2 protein-coding genes (1 of these 2 running past the window's edge) are annotated in these 17,264 nt (G+C 74.0%); both read left to right on the top strand.

The genetic code is table 11. The annotated features are described in order from the left end of the window. Nucleotides 1-2: 2 nt before the first annotated feature. Complete coding sequence (locus ACFVJX_RS10845) at nucleotides 3-13,637, top strand: SDR family NAD(P)-dependent oxidoreductase (RefSeq protein ID WP_384128417.1); 13,635 nt, start codon at nucleotides 3-5, stop codon at nucleotides 13,635-13,637. Beyond that, nucleotides 13,634-17,264, top strand: partial view of an SDR family NAD(P)-dependent oxidoreductase gene (locus ACFVJX_RS10840; RefSeq protein WP_384128415.1) — the beginning only. The gene runs 4,883 nt beyond the window's last position; 3,631 of the gene's 8,514 nt are visible here — the first part of the coding sequence; it begins with the start codon at nucleotides 13,634-13,636; its stop codon lies off the right edge, out of view. Before ACFVJX_RS10845 ends, ACFVJX_RS10840 begins: the two co-directional genes overlap by 4 nt.

Raw genomic sequence — 17,264 nt, 5'->3', positions numbered from 1 at the left:
TCATGGACAGCCGGCTGGAACGGCTCCTGCTGGATCTCAAGGCCGATCGCGTCTCCAAGGAGGAGGTCAAGCGGTACCTGAGGAACCATCAGGAACAGGCGGAGTCACCCGCGGACACCCCGGACGCGGAGCGGCCGACCGAGCTGCTGCGGTGCCACCCGGTCTGGCGGGCGGCCGACGGCGTCGCGACCGAGCGGACCCCGGGACACATCGTGCTCCTCGCCGGGACGCCGGGCCTCGCGTCCGCGCTGCTCCGGCAGGAGGCCGGTACCGACGTGCGGATGCTGCGGTCCGGGGCCGCCGGACTCGCGGACCGCTACGCCGACCTCGCGGGCCAGGTGCTCACCGCACTTCGCCGGCCGGCCGGAGACCCGGACCTGCCTGCCACGCTGGTGCAGCTCGTCTGCCCCCTGAGCGGCGAGGAAGCCCTCCTGTCCGGGCTGATCGGCCTGATCAGGAGCGCCGGCCTGGAGAACCCCCGGATCGTGCCCCAGCTGGTCCTCGTCGACCCGGCCGTCGAGCCGGATGCCACCGCGCTCCGGATCCTGGCCTGCCGCGACCGCGGCGATGACCGCTCCGTACGTTTCCGGGGCGGAGTCCGCGAGGTGCTGCACTGGGAGGAGCTGCCGAGCCCCGGGCCCACCGCCCTGCCCTGGCGGGAAGGCGGGACCTACGTCATCACTGGCGGTCTCGGCGGCCTCGGCCTGGTCTTCGCCCGGGACCTGCTGGGATCCGTACGGAACACGTCCGTCCTGCTGAGTGGTCGCTCCGCACTCGACGAGGGCCGGCGCCGCCTGTTGGAAGGCCTGAACCGCCCCGGCGCGCGGGTCGACTACGCCCGGCTCGACGTGGCCGACCCGGAGGGCGTGGAGGCCTACCTGGCCGCCGCGCGCCGTGAGCACGGTGCCGTCCACGGCATCATCCACGCGGCCGGTGTGCTGAGGGACGGCTACGTGGTGCACAAGACCGACGAGGAGCTGCGCGAGGTCCTCGCCCCCAAGACGGCCGGCGCCCTCAACCTGGACGCCGCCAGCAAGGACGACGCTCTCGACTTCTTCGCCCTGTTCTCCTCCACGGCGGGGGTCACGGGCAACGTCGGCCAGTCCGACTACGCCGCCGCCAACGCCTTCCTGGACGCGTTCGCGCACCACCGGGGCGAGCTGGTCGCCCGAGGGCTGCGCTCGGGACGCAGCGTCTCGCTCGACTGGCCGCTGTGGGCCGAGGGCGGAATGCGGGTCGACGCGGACACGGAGCGGGTCCTGCGGGAGCAGACGGGGATGCGCGCACTGCGCACCGAGCTCGGCGTCGGGGCCTTCCACGAGTCCCTCGGCTCCGACCACCGCCAGCTGATGGTCGTCGAAGGCGACGCCCCGCGCCTGCGGCGGACGCTGCTCCGGCAGCAGGCGACCGCCGCGGGCCCGGCGACGGTCCCGGCAGCCGCCGAGGGCGAAGACCCGGCGGACGACGAGCTGCGCGACAGGACCATCCGCAGGCTCGGGCAGACGCTCGGCGCCGTCATCGGCCTCCCGGCCGCGAAGATCGACCCGCAGGCGGATCTGGCGGCCTACGGCATCGACTCGATCGTCGTCACCCGGCTCAACCGCAAGCTCGCCGAGGTGTTCCCGGACCTGCCCAGTACGCTCCTGTACGGGTGCAACTCCCTGGACGCGCTGGCCCGCCACCTCCTGCGGACGCGCCGGCCGGAGTGCCTGGGCTGGACGGGGACGGGGAAGCCGCGGCAGGCCGCCGCCGCACCGCGTCCGACGGATGCCGCCGCCACCCGGCGGCAGGCGCCGGCCCCCGCCACCGGACGCACGGCGCCGGTCGCGCCCGGGGCACCCGAGGCGTCCACGCCCGCCGCCGTGCCCACCGAGGACGCGATCGCCGTCATCGGCATGAGCGGACGGTTCCCGATGGCCCGCGACCTGCGGGAGTTCTGGGAGAACCTGGCCGCAGGACGGGACTGCGTCACGGAGATCCCGGAAGGCCGCTGGCCGTTGGAGGGCTTCTACCACCCCGACCGCGAAGAGGCGGTTGCGGCCGGCCTCAGCTACGGGAAGTGGGGTGGATTCCTCGACGGCTTCGACGAGTTCGACCCCCTCTTCTTCGCCGTCTCCCCGCAGGAGGCGATGAACATGGACCCGCAGGAGCGCCTGTTCCTCCAGGAGTCCTGGAACGCGCTGGAGGACGCCGGCTACACCCGGCAGCGCCTGGCCGACGCCCACCGCCGGAGGGTGGGCGTCTTCGCCGGCGTCTCGAAGACCGGCTTCGACCTGTACGGGCCCGAGCTGCGCCGGCGCAACGAGAAGCTCCACCCCCTGACCTCGTTCGCCTCGGTGGCGAACCGGGTGTCGTACCTCCTCGACCTCACGGGACCCAGCCTGCCGGTCGACACCCTCTGCTCGTCCTCCCTGAGCGCCGTCCACGAGGCGATCCAGCACCTGCGCCGCGGCGAGTGCGACCTGGCCGTCGCGGGTGGCGTCAACCTCTACCTGCACCCGTCGAACTACACCCTCATGTCCGGCAAGCGGATGCTGTCTGACGACGGCAGGTGCCGCAGTTTCGGCGCCGGCGGCAACGGGTTCGTGCCGGGGGAGGGCGTGGCCGTCGTCCTGCTCAAGCGGCTGGCGGACGCCGAGCGGGACAACGACAACATCCGCGCCGTCCTGCGGGGCAGCAGCATCAACCACGGCGGCCGGACCAACGGCTACACGGTCCCCAGCCCGGTCGCGCAGGCCGAGGTCGTGCGCGAGGCGCTCACACGCGCGGGCGTCTCCGCCGCCGAGGTGAGCTTCGTCGAAGCCCACGGCACCGGCACCGAACTCGGCGATCCGATCGAGATCGCCGGACTCACCCAGGCGTTCGCCCAGGACTCCGGTTCCGGGCAGCACTGCGCCATCGGCTCCCTGAAGAGCAACATCGGCCATCTGGAGGCCGCCGCCGGCATCGCCGGGCTGTGCAAGGTCGTCCTCCAGATGGAGCACGGGCGCCTCGCGGCAGGGCTGCACGCGGAGGAGCCCAACCCCAACATCGACTTCGCCCGGACCCCGTTCCGCCTCCAGCGGGGGACCACCGAGTGGGCGCGGCCCGCGGTCGTGGGCGACGACGGCGAGACGACGGAGGGCGACCGGGTCGCCGGAGTCTCTTCCTTCGGTGCCGGCGGTTCCAACGCCCATGTCGTCGTGGCGGAGTACCGCCGGGCCGATCCCGCCCCCACCCCCACCCCCGCGCCCGAGGGCGCCCCGTGGCTGATCGTCCTGTCGGCGAAGGACGGCGAGCGCCTGCGGGAGCGGGCCCGCGACCTGCTCGACTGGCTGCTCCGGCAGGACCCGGATGCCGTCGACCTCGCGGCTGTCGCCCACACCCTCCAGTCCGGCCGCGAGGCGATGGAGGCGCGGCTCGCGGTTCCCGTCGACTCTTACACCGAACTCACGTGCGCCCTGGCCGCGTTCGCCGCCGGCGAGGAAGACGTCGCGGACCTGCACCTCGGCAACGTCAAGGAGCACCGGGAGGCGCTCACCGCCCTCGGCGACGACGGCGACATGGCCGCGACCGTCGACCTGTGGATCGAGAAGGGCAAGTTCGACCGACTGCTCGGGCTCTGGGTCAAGGGCCTGAACGTCGACTGGAGCAGGCTGCAGGGCCCCCGGCGCCCCCGGATGCTCGCGCTTCCCGGCTACCCCTTCGCCCGCGAGCGCTACTGGGTGGGCGACCTGACCGAGGAACCCGCGCCCGGCGGCACCGGCGCCGAGCGGATCCACCCGCTCGTCCACACCAACACCTCCACCCTCGAAACCCAGCGCTTCGGCTCGGTCTTCTCGGGCGAGGAGCCCTTCCTCGTCGACCATGTCGTCGACGGCCGCAAGGTGCTGCCGGCCGCCGCGTACCTGGAGATGGCCCGGGCCGCGCTGGCGTCCTCGCGCGACGCGCACACCGGCCGGACCGTGCTCCGCAACGTGGTCTGGGCCCGGCCCCTGACGGTCGACGACTCGGCGGCACACGTGGTCACGACGCTGTACACCGCGCAGGACGGGTCGGCGCGGGACGTCGCCTTCGAGATCTCCGGCACCGCGCGGGACGGCTCCGGCGCAGACGCCGTCGTCCACAGCCAGGGGACGGTACAGGCCCTCGACGACGACGCCGCCGAGCAGGAGGCGGTGGACCTGGCCGCCCTGCGCGCGGCGTGCGGTGCCGCGCGACTGGACGCCGAGGAGTGCTACCGCCTCTACCGCGCCATGGGCCTCGACTACGGTCCCGCGCACCGCGGCGTCGAGAGCGTGGCCATCGGCGACGGGCAGGCCCTGGCACGGCTGTGCCTGCCGTCCGGGACGGTGGAGGGGGCCGACGGGTACGTCCTGCACCCGAGCCTGCTGGACGCCGCCCTCCAGTCCACCGTCGGACTGTTCGGCGGGGCGGGCGGCGACACGGACGCCGCCCCCGCCATGCTCCAGCTCCCCTTCGCGCTCGACGAGCTGGACGTGCTGGGGCCGTGCACCGCGCAGATGTGGGCCTGGGTGCGGTACGGCGACGGCGACCGGCCCGACCTCGGCATCCGCAAGCTGGACATCGACCTCCTCGACGACGGCGGCATGCCGCGCTGCTGCCTGCGCGGGCTCACCTCGCGGTCCTACGCCCCGAACGGGGCGGCCGAGCCGGCCGGCGGCGCCCTCCCGGCCGCCGAGCCGGAACTCCCGGCCGTCGTCGCCCCGGAAGACGGCGGCCCCGGCCCGGCGGGCACGCTGGAGGAGCGCGCCCGCCGCCACCTGGTAGGCCTCCTCGCCTCCGAGCTGCGCGTGCCCGCCGAGCGCATCGACCCCGACGACGCCCTCGAGCGGTACGGCATCGACTCGATCATGACGATGAACCTGACCAACCGGCTGGAGGGGGTCTTCGGCTCCCTGTCGAAGACGCTGTTCTACGAGTACCAGAGCATCAGCGCCCTGGCCGGCTACTTCCTCGGCGCCCATCGGCCGCGCCTGGCCGAACTGCTCGCGGCGGAGGCCGACGCCACCCGTGGCCCCGCCGCCACCCGCGGCCCGGCCGCAGCCGGGACCGTCCGCCGGACGGTCGCGCGGCGAGGCCGCGGGGAGCCGGCCCCCCGGGACACGGAGATCGCCGTCGTCGGACTGGCCGGGCGCTACCCCCAGGCGCGCAACGTCCGGGAGTTCTGGCGCAATCTGGCCGAGGGGCGCGACAGCGTCACCGAGGTTCCCGCCGACCGCTGGGACCACAGCCCTTACTTCGACCCGGACCCGAACGCGCCCGGCAGGACGTACACCAAGTGGGGCGGCTTCCTGGACGGCGTCGACCGTTTCGACGCGCTCTTCTTCAACATCTCCCCGCGCGAGGCGGCGTTCATGGACCCGCAGGAGCGGCTGTTCCTGGAATGCGTGCACGAGACGCTGGAGGACGCCGGGTACACGCGCGGCATGCTGAGCCGCTGCGACGACCGGGGCCTGCCCGGCAACGTGGGCGTCTTCGTCGGCGTGATGTACGAGGAGTACCAGCTCTACGGCGCCCAGGAGCAGGCGCGGGGCCGCAACGTCACGCTGTCCGGCAGCGCGTCCACCATCGCCAACCGGGTGTCGTACGCCTTCGACCTGCACGGCCCGAGCATGGCCGTCGACACCATGTGCTCCTCCTCGCTCACCGCACTCCACCTGGCCTGCCAGAGCCTGCGGACCGGAGGCTGCGAACTGGCCGTGGCGGGCGGCGTGAACCTGTCGCTGCACCCCAACAAGTTCCTGATGCTCGGCAGCGGCAAGTACGCGTCGAGCAGGGGCCGGTGCGAGAGCTTCGGCGAGGGCGGTGACGGCTACGTCCCCGGCGAGGGCGTCGGCGCCGTCCTCCTCAAGCCGCTCGCCCGGGCCCGCGAGGACGGCGACATCATCCACGGAGTCATCCGCGCGACATCGGTCAACCACGGGGGCAAGACCAACGGGTACGCCGTCCCCAACCCCCGGGCACAGCACGGCGTCATCGGCCACGCGCTCCGCGAGGCGGGGGTCGACGCGGGAACGATCGGCTACGTCGAGGCGCACGGAACCGGGACCTCCCTCGGAGACCCCATCGAGATCTCCGGGCTGACCAGCGCCTTCCGCGAACACACCGACCGCAGGCAGTACTGCGCCATCGGCTCGGTGAAGAGCAACATCGGGCACGCCGAGAGCGCGGCCGGGGTCGCGGCCCTGACGAAAGTGCTGCTGCAGATGAAGCACGGCCGGATCGCTCCCTCCCTCCACTCCGAGGTGCTCAACCCCCACATCGACTTCGAGAACAGCCCCTTCTACGTGGCGCGGGAGCTCGCACCGTGGAGCCGCCTCACCGGCCCCGACGGCACCGAGATCCCCCGGACCGCCGGCGTCTCGTCCTTCGGGGCGGGGGGCTCCAACGCCCATGTCGTGGTCGAGGAGTACCGGCCGGTCGCCCGCCCCGCGGACGGCCCCCCGGCGAGTGGCGGCCAGGCCGCCGTCGTGCTCTCCGCGCGGACCGACGCGGGCCTGCGCGCCCAGGCCGAACAGCTGCTGCGCTGGACGACCGAGGACGAGGGCGCTACGGCCGAGCTCGCGGACATCGCCCACACCCTCCAGTCGGGCCGGGAGGAGTACGAGGAGCGCCTCGGGCTCGTCGTGGCGACCCCCGCGGAACTCGCCGCCAAGCTGCGGGCGTTCCTGGACGGTGCGCCCGGGGCCGCTGACGTCCACCGGGGCCGGGCGGAGCGGCGGCAGGCCGCCCCCGCCGCGGAAGCGGACCGGACGCCGGACGCGGCGCTCGCCCGGCGGGCGCACGGCGATGTCGTGAGGCTCTGGACGACCGGAGCCCCGGTGGACTGGACGGAGCTCCGCGCGGAGTCCGAGCCGGCACCGCGCCGCATATCGATGCCGACCTACCCCTTCCAGGGCGAGCGCCACTGGCTGGCCGCCGCCACGGGCGACCAGGACCGGACGGGGACCCCGGGGCGGCTCCACCCGCTCCTGCACACGAACACCTCCACCCTCCAGGGGCAGCGGTTCACCTCGGTCTACAGCGGCGAGGAGTTCTTCCTGCGGGACCACCGGGTGGGGGGCAGCCCCGTTCTGTCCGGTGCCGCCTGTCTGGAGCTGGCGCGCGCCGCGGCGGCGGCCTCGCTCGACGACCCCTTCCGCGTCACGCGGATCCGCAACGTCGTCTGGACCCGGCCGCTCACCCTGCACGGCCCGCAGCTGACCGTCGAGGTCCGGCTGCGGCCCGAGGAGCTCGGCGCGGTGGGATTCGAGATCGTCGTCCCGGGGACCCCGGAGGCCGGGACCTCCGACGTGGTGCACGGCCAGGGCGTGGTCGAGGTGACCCCGCGACCCGAGGCCGCCGACGCCGACGGCGGCGCCCGCATCGACCTGTCGCGCCTGCGCGACGAGTGCCGGGTCCCCGGACCCGATGCCGACGTGCTGTACGCGGCGGCCGCGGCGCGTGGCATCGACTACGGACCGGGCCATCGGGGCGTGCGGCAGTGGTGGACGGGCGCGGGACAGGTCCTGGCCCGGATCGCGCTGCCCCAGGCGGTGCGGGACACCCGGGACGCCTACGGTCTCCACCCGACGACGGTGGACGCCGCCCTCCAGGCGTGCGCCGGCCTGTCTCCCGTGACGGCCGGAGAGGAACCGCTGCTGCTGCCGTTCGCGGTGGACGAGGTCGAGATCCTCGGCCCCTGCCCGCCGCAGACGTGGGCCTGGCTGCGCGAGGAGGCGGGCCGGCCGGGAGACGGCTCGCGCCGCGTGGACATCGACGTCTGCGACGACGACGGGAGGATCTGCCTGCGCCTCAAGGGCGTGGCCCTGCGCGCCCGGACGGCGGCGGCGGGCCCCCGCGAGCTGTTCGCCGTACCCCACTGGGTGACCGCGGACCCTGCCGCGCCCGCCACCGCGGCGGCGCCCGAGGGGCTGGTGCTGGTCGTGGACCTCCCCGATGTGGCCGAAGCCCTCGAAGCGCGGGACACCGCGCGCGTGGTCCGGCTGGAGTCGGGCACTGCGGACCTCGGCCGCCGCTACACCGACCACGCGCTGAGGGTTTTCGCCGAGGTCAAGAAGCTGCTCGGCGAGCCCGCCCACCACCCGGTCAGGGTGCAGCTGGTCGCCGCCGCCACCGGCACACCGCTGTGGACGGGACTGGCCGCCGTGCTGCGGTCGGCCGGACTGGAGAACCCGCGGCTGCTCGGGCAGATGGTGCTGGTGGACCCGCGGGAAGCACCGGAGCGCGCGGCCTCCCGCGTGACGGCGGACCGCGCGGTCCTCCCGGACTCCGGGGTGCGCTATCTCGACGGCGTTCGCCAGGTCCTGAAGTGGCGTGCGGACGACGCCTTCCACCGTGCGGCGGAGTCTCCCTGGAAGGACGGCGGCGTCTACCTGATCACCGGGGGCGCCGGCGGACTGGGCACGGTCTTCGCCCAGGACATCGCGGAGCGCGTCCACGGGGCCCGGATCGTGGTCGTCGGCCGCGCTCCCCACGACGCCCGCAAGGACCTGGTGCTCGAAGGACTGCGCGAGCGCGGCGCGGAGGCGGTCTACCTCCAGGCCGACGTGGCCGTCCGGGAAGATGTGGACCGGCTCGTGCGGGAGACCCGGGACCGGTACGGCCGGATCGACGGGATCCTGCACGCGGCCGGGATCACCAGCGACTCCTTCGTCATCAAGAAGGACGCGGACGACTTCTCCCGGGTGCTGGCACCGAAGGTGGCCGGACTGGTGCACCTGGACGAGGCCACCCGGAACGAGGACCTCGACTTCCTGGTCGCCTTCTCCTCGGTGGCCGGCGCCCTGGGCAATGTCGGGCAGGCCGACTACGCGACGGCGAACGCCTTCATGGACGCCTTCGCGGCGCACCGCAACGCGCTGGTGGCCCGGGGCGAGCGGCAGGGGAGGAGCCTGTCGGTCGCCTGGCCCCTGTGGGGCGGTGGCGGCATGGGCGTCGACAAGCCGACCGAGCGGTCGCTGCGTGAGCGCTTCGGGCTAGTGCCCCTGCGGGACGAGGACGGGGTGCGTGCTCTGTACCGGTCCCTGTCCTCGCCGTCCGACCACGTGATGGTCCTCTCCGGCGACCCTCGCCGGGTCGCCACGACCCTCCTCGCCGGACTCCTCGTGGACGGTCCCGCACCCCGGCCCATGACCTCGCCGCACTCCGCGCCCGCGCAGGGCCGCCGGGACGGCACGCGGACTCCCGACGGAGTCGCTCGGACCCCGGCCGGATCCGCCGCGGGCTCGCCCGCCGACGGCCTGGACGAGGCCGCCGAGCAGCGGGCGGTGGGCTACTTCAAGCGGCTCCTGTCCTCGGTCATCGACCTGCCAGCCGACCGGATCGACGCCGAGGCGCCGCTGGAGGAGTACGGCGTCGACTCCGTCATGACCATGGAGATGACCCGCACCCTCGAAGAGGTCTTCGGCCCGCTCCCGAAGACCCTGTTCTTCGAGTACCGGACCATCACCGTCCTCACCCGTCACCTCCTTGACACCCATCCCCGCCAGGTCGCCGAACTCGTGCACCCGGGCGGCGGGGACCGGCGGAAGCCGGCCGCCCCTCCCGGCACCCCCGATCTGCCCGCCGCGGTGACCGGACGCACCTGGCCGGTGCCCGCCGCCGCTCCGGCCGGGCACCCGCTCGATCCCGGCCCGCGCAAGGCCGCCGACGACATCGCGATCATCGGACTGGCGGGCCGCTACCCCCGGGCGCGCGACGTCCGGGAGTTCTGGCAGAACCTCGCCGCCGGCGAGGACTGCGTCACCGAGATCCCGCGTGACCGCTGGGACCACGGCCGCTTCTTCGCCCCCCGCGTGGGAGAGCCGGGCAAGTCCTACAGCAAATGGGGCGGATTCCTCGACGGCGCCTACGACTTCGACCCGCAGTTCTTCAACATCTCCCCGCGCGAGGCGGAGGTCATGGACCCGCAGGAGCGGCTGTTCCTCCAGTGCGTCCACGACACGCTGGAGGACGCCGGATACGTCCGGGACGTCGGCAAGGACCGCACCGGCAACCTGCTCGGCGGCCGGGTGGGCGTCTTCGCCGGAGTCATGTACCAGGAGTACCAGCTCCACGGCGGGCGGGCGCTCGACGGCGAAGCGGCTCCCGTGGTGCCGGGCAGCTCCGCCTCCGTGGCCAACCGCGTCTCCCACGTGTTCAACTTCCGCGGCCCCAGCATGAGCGTCGACACGATGTGCTCGTCGTCGCTGATGGCGCTGCACCTGGCCTGCCGGAGCCTGGCGACGGGCGACTGCGACACGGCGGTCGCCGGCGGGGTCAATCTCTCACTGCACCCGAACAAGTACCTGCTCCTCAGCCAGGGCCGGCTCGCGTCGAGCGACGGCCGCTGCGCCAGCTTCGGCGCCGGAGGCGACGGCTACGCTCCGGGAGAGGGCGTGGGCGCGGTCCTGCTCAAGCCGCTGGAGCGCGCCGTCGCGGACGGCGACCGGATCTACGGGGTCATCAAGGGGACCGCCGCCAACCACCGCGGCAGGACCAGCGGTTACTCGGTACCGGACCCCGTGGGCCAGGCCGAGGTCATCGGCGAGGCCCTGAGGCGGGCCGGCGTGAACGCGCGGGACGTCAGCTACATCGACGCCAACAGCGTCGGTACCGCTCTGGGCGATCCGGTCGAGATCGCCGGCCTCTGCAAGGCGTTCGAGCCCCACACCGACGACCGGGGCTTCTGCGCGATCGGCTCGGTGAAGAGCAATATCGGGCATGCCGAGAGCGCGTCCGGCATCGCCGGAGTCACCAAGGTCCTGCTCCAGCTCCAGCACGGCCGCCTGGCCCCGTCCCTGCACGCCTCGCCGCTCAACCCGCACATCGACTTCGAGCAGACCCCGTTCGTGGTGCAGCGCTCGGCCGCGGAGTGGCCGGCCCGGCTTTCGGACGACGGCACGCGCGCGGCGCTCCCGAGGATCGCGGGCGTGTCCGCGTTCGGAGCGGGCGGTTCGAACGTGCACGTCGTGCTGGCGGAGCACCTCCCCCAGGAGTCCCCGCGGCCCGCACCGGCCGATGGCGACCCGCGGGCCGTCATACCGCTGTCGGCCCGCACGGCCGACCAGTTGAGGGCGCGGGCCGAGCAGCTGGCACAGTGGCTGGGCCGCCCCGAGCACGCGGACCTCGCACTCGGGGATATCGCACACACCCTGCAGGTCGGCCGCGAAGCGCGGGAGGAACGCCTCGGCGTCGTCGCCCACTCCGTGCCCGACCTGGTCCGCAAGCTCGAACGCTTCCTGGCGGACGGCCCGGCGGACGGCGAGACCGTCCGCGGTTCGGTCGTCGGCGCCACCCGGACGCTGAACCTGTTCGCCCCGGACAGCGACCTGGACGTGATGATCGCGGCGTGGGCCGAGAAGGGGAAGTACGAGAAGCTGCTCGAACTGTGGGTCAGCGGCGTCCCGGTGCGCTGGGGCTCGCTCCCGGGCACCGCGCGGGCGCGCAGGGTCGCGCTGCCGGCCTACCCCTTCGCGTCCGAGCGGTACTACGCCTTCGACGGCCCCTTCGCCGCCGAGCCGGCCGCCCTCGCCGGGCCGGCCCCGCTGCACCCGCTGGCGCAGGTCAACACGTCCGACTTCACCGAGCAGCGCTTCACCTCCCTGGTGACCGGAGAGGAACCCTTCCTGGGCGAGCGCACCACCCGAGTCGTGCCGGGCACGGCCTTCCTGGAGATGGCCCTGGCAGCCGGCTGCCTGAGCAGCCACAGCGCCGTCACCCCTTCGGCACCCGCCGTGCTGCGCGACGTCGTGTTCGCGCAGCCGCTCGATCCGACCGGCGGACCCCGCGAGGCGCACATCGGGCTGCGCCCGCAGGACGACGGAGACATCAGGTTCAAGATCACCGGCACCCGGCCGGGCGGGGACCGCGGCCTCGAAGCCGCCGAGCACGCCGAGGGAGTCCTCTTCTTCGCGGAAGGGGCCGAAGAGACCGTGCTCGACCTGCGCATGAGCTGCCGTCAGTCCGGCCAGTCCCTCGTCCGGCTGGCACTGACGGATCCGGTGCGGGAGGCGGACGACGCCCTCGTCCTCCACCCGGGCCTGCTCGACTCCGCGGTGCGGGCGTGCGCCGACCTCTTCGGCGAACCGGCCGGGCGGGAGGGCGCGCCCGCCGACGGCGCGTCCGCGGTGACGGGCACCATCGAGGAAGTCCTCGTCCTCGACGCCTGCACACCCTCGATGTGGGCCTGGATCCGGCCCTGCGTCCGGCACGACCACCAGGCGCGGGTGCCCTGCTTCGACCTCGACCTGGCCGACGAGCAGGGCCGGGTCCGCGTCCGGATCGGAGGGCTCTCCCTCGGTCCGGCGGCGCCCGGCCCCGACGGGCCCGCGGCCCTCGGAGCCGGTCCCGCCGAGGAACTCCCCGCCCCGGCCGCCGCCGGTGGCACGGTGGACAGCGACGGGGGGAGGGCCCTGCTGAGGCGGCAATGGCGACACCGGCCCGCCCCCGCCCGTCCGTCCGGCCCGCCCGCCGCACGTTCGACCGTGCTGCTCGCGGGGCTCCCGGAGCTGGAGCCCCTCCTGCGCGGCGACGACGCCGACGTCTTCCTCCTGAGCGGAGCGGGCGAAGACCCGTACGGCCGGTACACCGACTGCGCCCGGAAGGTCCTGGCACACCTGCGCTCCCTGGTGCGCGGAGCCACCGGCCCGCACCATGTGCAGCTGGTGGTCCCCGGGACGCCGGACGCGGCGCTGCTCCCCGCGCTCGAAGCGGTCCTACGGACGGCCGGTCTGGAGAACCCGGCCGTCACCGGCCAGGTCGTCGTACTGGACCGGACGCACACCCCCGAGCGTGCCGCGGCGCGCGTCAGGGAGAACCTGGGATGCCCCGAGGAGCAGCTGGTGCGGTACTCCGACGGCCGCCGCGAGGTGCCGGTCTGGGTCGAGTACGAGGCCCGCTCCGGTGCCGACGGGCTGCCGTGGAAGGAGGACGGGGTCTATCTCGTCGCGGGCGGAGCGGACGGACCCGCCCACGCCGTCGCGCGGGAGACCGCCGCGCAGACGGGGAACGCGACCGTGATTCTCGTCGGAAGCTCCGCTCCGGCCCCCGCCGCGTCGCCGGGGCGGCCGGGGCAGGCGGACCGGGGAACGGTGCTCTTCGAGCGGGCCGATCTCTGCGACCCCTCCGAGGCGAGCGCGCTGGTCACGCGGATCCTGGAGCGCCACGGGGGCATCGACGGGGTCATCCATGTCGGCGGGACGGCCGGCGGCGCGCTCATCGCCGACACCCCGGACCAGGCGTTCCTGGACGCCCTGGCCGCGGAGACCGAGGGCGCGGTGAACCTGGACGCCGCGACTGCGGCGGTCCCGCTGGACTTCTTCGTGACGCTCGCCGCTCCGTCCGGGGCGGACGGCGCTGTCGGCCGGGTCGCCGGCGCCGCCGCGAACGCCTTCCTGGCCGCCTACCCGCGGTACCGGCAGGGCCTCGTCGCCGCCGGCCTGCGGTCCGGGCACAGCCAGTCCGTCCTGCGGCCGTCGCACGAAGGCGGTCTGCCGGAGGAGCCGGCCGTGGACGACCTCCACCGGGTCCTGCACTCCGAGCACGGCGAGGTGAGGGTCGCGGCCCGGCCCCGCGGCGGCACCCCGAGCGGCACCCCCGCCTCGACGCAGTGGCAGTTCCCCGCCCTCTCCACTGATGGGACCGACGCATGACGGACTACGACAGCGACCTGCTCGAGGACCTCGAGGAGAAGGCGAGCGGGTACCTCGCACGCCTTCTCTCCGAGGTCACCAAGCTCCCCCTCGCCAGGGTCGACGCCCGGTCGGCCTTCGAGGAGTTCGGCCTCGACTCGATCATGTCGGTGACCATGACGGAGCGGATGGCAGCGGACCTCGGCCCGCTGCCCGCCACCCTGTTCTTCGAGTTCGGCACACCCCGCGAGCTGGCCCGGCACCTGGCCGCCACCCGGCGGGCCGAGGTCGCGGCCCTCCCCGGGGAAGCCGCCGCGTCCGCGGCGGCACCCGCCCCCGTACCCCCGGCGGCGGCCCGGACCGCCGCACGGCCTGCTGCCCTCCTGCGGCGCAAGCCCCTTACCTCGACGAGGTGGTCGGGACGCGCGGCCGGTACGCCCCCCGAGGCCGTCACCCGGCCCCTTCCCGCCCCCTCCGAGCGGCAGGGCCTGGACGTCGCGGTCATCGGACTGGCCGGGCGCTACCCCCAGGCCCGCACACTGGACGAGTTCTGGGCCAACCTGGCCGCCGGCCGTGACTGCGTCACGGAGATACCCGCCGACCGGTGGGACCACCGGCCGCACTTCGACCCGGATCCCGACGCGCCCGGCAAGACGTACAGCAAGTGGGGCGGATTCCTGGATGGGGTCGACGAGTTCGACCCGCTGTTCTTCAATGTCTCACCCGCCGACGCGGAGCGGATGGACCCGCAGGAGCGCCTGTTCCTCCAGTGCGTCCACGAGACCGTGGAGGACGCCGGGTACACCCCGGACCGGCTGAAGGAGCCGACGGACTCCGGCCGTCCGCCCGTCGTCGGCGTCTACGCCGGTGTCATGTACTCGGAATACCAGTTGTACGGAGCCCAGGAACAGGTCCTCGGCAACCCGGTGGCCGTGCCCGGGAACATCTCGGGCGTCGCCAACCGGGTCTCGTACTTCTTCGACTTCCAGGGCCCCAGCCTGAGCGTCGACACCATGTGCTCCTCCTCGCTGACCGCTCTCCACCTGGCGTGCCAGGCCATCAGGTCCGGTGCCTGCGACATGGCCGTCGCCGGAGGGGTCAACGTCTCGGTGCACCCCAACAAGTACCTGCTCCTCGGCCGGAGCCGCTTCGTCTCCAGCACCGGCCGGTGCGAGAGCTTTGGCGCAGGCGGCGACGGATACGTGCCGGGCGAAGGCGTGGGCGCCGTCCTGCTCAAGCCCCTGGACCGGGCCGTAAGGGACGGCGACCACATCCACGGGGTCATCCGGGGCATCGCCGTCAACCACGGCGGGAGGACGAACGGCTACTCCGTCCCCAGCCCGGCCGTCCAGGCCCGGGTGGTCGCCGACGCCTGGCGGGAGGCCGGCATCGACCCGAACGCGGTCGGCTACATCGAGGCGCACGGCACCGGGACCGCGCTCGGGGACCCGATCGAGATCGCCGGACTCACCCGCGCCTTTCGCGCGCACGCCCGTGACGACCGGGGCTGCGCGATCGGTTCGGTCAAGAGCAACATCGGCCACGCCGAGAGCGCCGCCGGCATCTCCGGACTCACCAAGGTGCTGCTCCAGATGAGGCACGGCAAGATCGCCCCCTCGATCCACTCCGCCGAACCGAACCCGAACATCGACTTCGCCGGAACGCCCTTCACCGTCCAGCAGACCCTCGCCGACTGGAGGCGGCCGGTCGTCACCGTCAACGGCGAGGAGCGCGAGCTCCACCGGACCGCCGGCGTCTCCTCGTTCGGCGCCGGCGGCACCAATGCCCACCTGGTCGTCGAGGAGTACCGACCGTCCCCGGGCGGCGCACCGGACCGCGACGCGGCCCCCGCCGGCGTGCCGGTCGTCCTGTCGGCCCGTACCGCCGAGCGCCTGACGGAGAAGGCGGCGCAACTCGCCGACTGGATCGAACGGAAGGACCTCTCGACCGGAGACCTGCCCGCACTCGCCCACACGCTCCAGGTGGGGCGCGAGGCCATGCGGGAGCGGCTCGGGCTCGTCGTGACCGCGATGCCGGACCTGGTCGTCCGCCTCCGCGACTTCGCCGAGGGACGCCAGGACGCCGAGGGCCTGGTTCGCGGCAGGGCCCGCACATCGGCCGCCGGCCCGGGCGCCTCCGGCGGGCAGGCCGGGCGGGACCTCCCGGCACTGCTGGTGCTCTGGGCCGACGGAGGCCCGGTCGACTGGCACGCCCTGCACGGGGACAGGTGCCCGCCCCGGATCGCCCTGCCCTCCTACCCGTTCGCCAGGAACCGGTACTGGATCGACACCGCGCGCTCGGCCGCGGCCCTCGCCTCGGGCAGCACGGCGGTATCGTCCGTCCCCGCGGCGGCGGGCGGCGACCGGAATCCGGCCCCCCTCCTCTTCACGGAGACCTGGCAGCCGCAGGCGCTGCCCGACGCCCGCGTGGCCGCCGGTGCGCCGCGCACCGTGGTCTGTCTCAGCCCCGACCCGGCGTTCCGGCCCGAGGCGGCCCGCGCCTCCGGAGCCGTCGATCCCTCCGGCGCCGAGGTCACCCTGCTGTTCGTCACGCCGGGGGAGTGGTTCGCCCGGACCTCCGGGGACTCCTACCAAGCCGCTCGCCGCAACCCGGACGACTTCGCGCGGGTGTTCGCGGACATCCGGGCGCGGTACGGCGCCGTCGACGCCGTCCTGAACCTGTGGACTTTGGACGACGCGGCGGATCCCGGCTCCTACACCGACACCGTGCACCTCCTCAAGGCGATCGCCGGGTCGGGGCTGCCGGTGGGGAGCGTGCTGCAGGCAGCAGAGTTCCGCGACGGCGTCGAGCGGGCGTACGCGGAGTCGTGGCTCGGCTTCGACCGCTCCCTCGGGAGGGCGCTTCCCGGCGTGCGGTTCGCCGCGATCCTGGAGGACGCCCGGGACACGCCCGACGGGACGCCCCGCGACCTCTGGTTCGCCCGCCTGTGGGACGAGTGGGCGGCAGGCACGCCCGGCAGCGCGCTCTACCGTGCCGGTGCCCGCCACGTCAGCCGGGTCCTGCCGAGTCCGGACCGGCCCGGCCGGCACCTCCTCAAGCCCCACGGCACCTACCTCATCACGGGGGGCACCGGCGGACTCGGCCTCCTGGTCGCCGAGCATCTGGCCAGGAACTGGTCGGCCCGGCTGGTGCTGACCGGACGCTCCCCCCTCGACGCCCACAAGCGGAGTGCGCTCGCCCGGATCGAGTCACTGGGCGGCGAGGTCCTCTACCGACAGGCCGACGTCGCCGATCCGCAGGCTATGCGGGAGGTGGTGGCAGCGGCGTACGAGCGCTTCGGCCCGATCCACGGCGCCGTCCACGCCGCGGGTGTCCCCGAGGGCGGTTCGCTGACCACTGCGGACGCCCGGTCCTTCCAGCACGTGCTCTCCGCCAAGGTGGACGGCACGCGCGTGCTCGACGAGGTGCTGGCGGCGGAACCCCTCGACTTCCTCTGCTACTTCTCGTCGACCTCGGCGGTCCTCGGCGATTTCGGCGGCTGCGCCTACGCGGTGGCCAACCGCTTCCAGACGTCCTACGCGCGCCACCGCCACGAGCAGGTGCGCAGAGGAGCGTCGTCCGGAGCCACGGTCGCCGTCAACTGGCCTCTGTGGAACGGCGGCGGAATGGGATTCGACGACGCGGCCG

Origin of the sequence: Streptomyces sp. NPDC127177 (assembly GCF_042672475.1) — a bacterium.
In the GTDB taxonomy this organism is placed as follows: domain Bacteria; phylum Actinomycetota; class Actinomycetes; order Streptomycetales; family Streptomycetaceae; genus Streptomyces.
The sequence above is the reverse complement of the archived record's forward strand: the minus strand, read 5'-3'. Positions and strand labels throughout refer to the sequence as shown.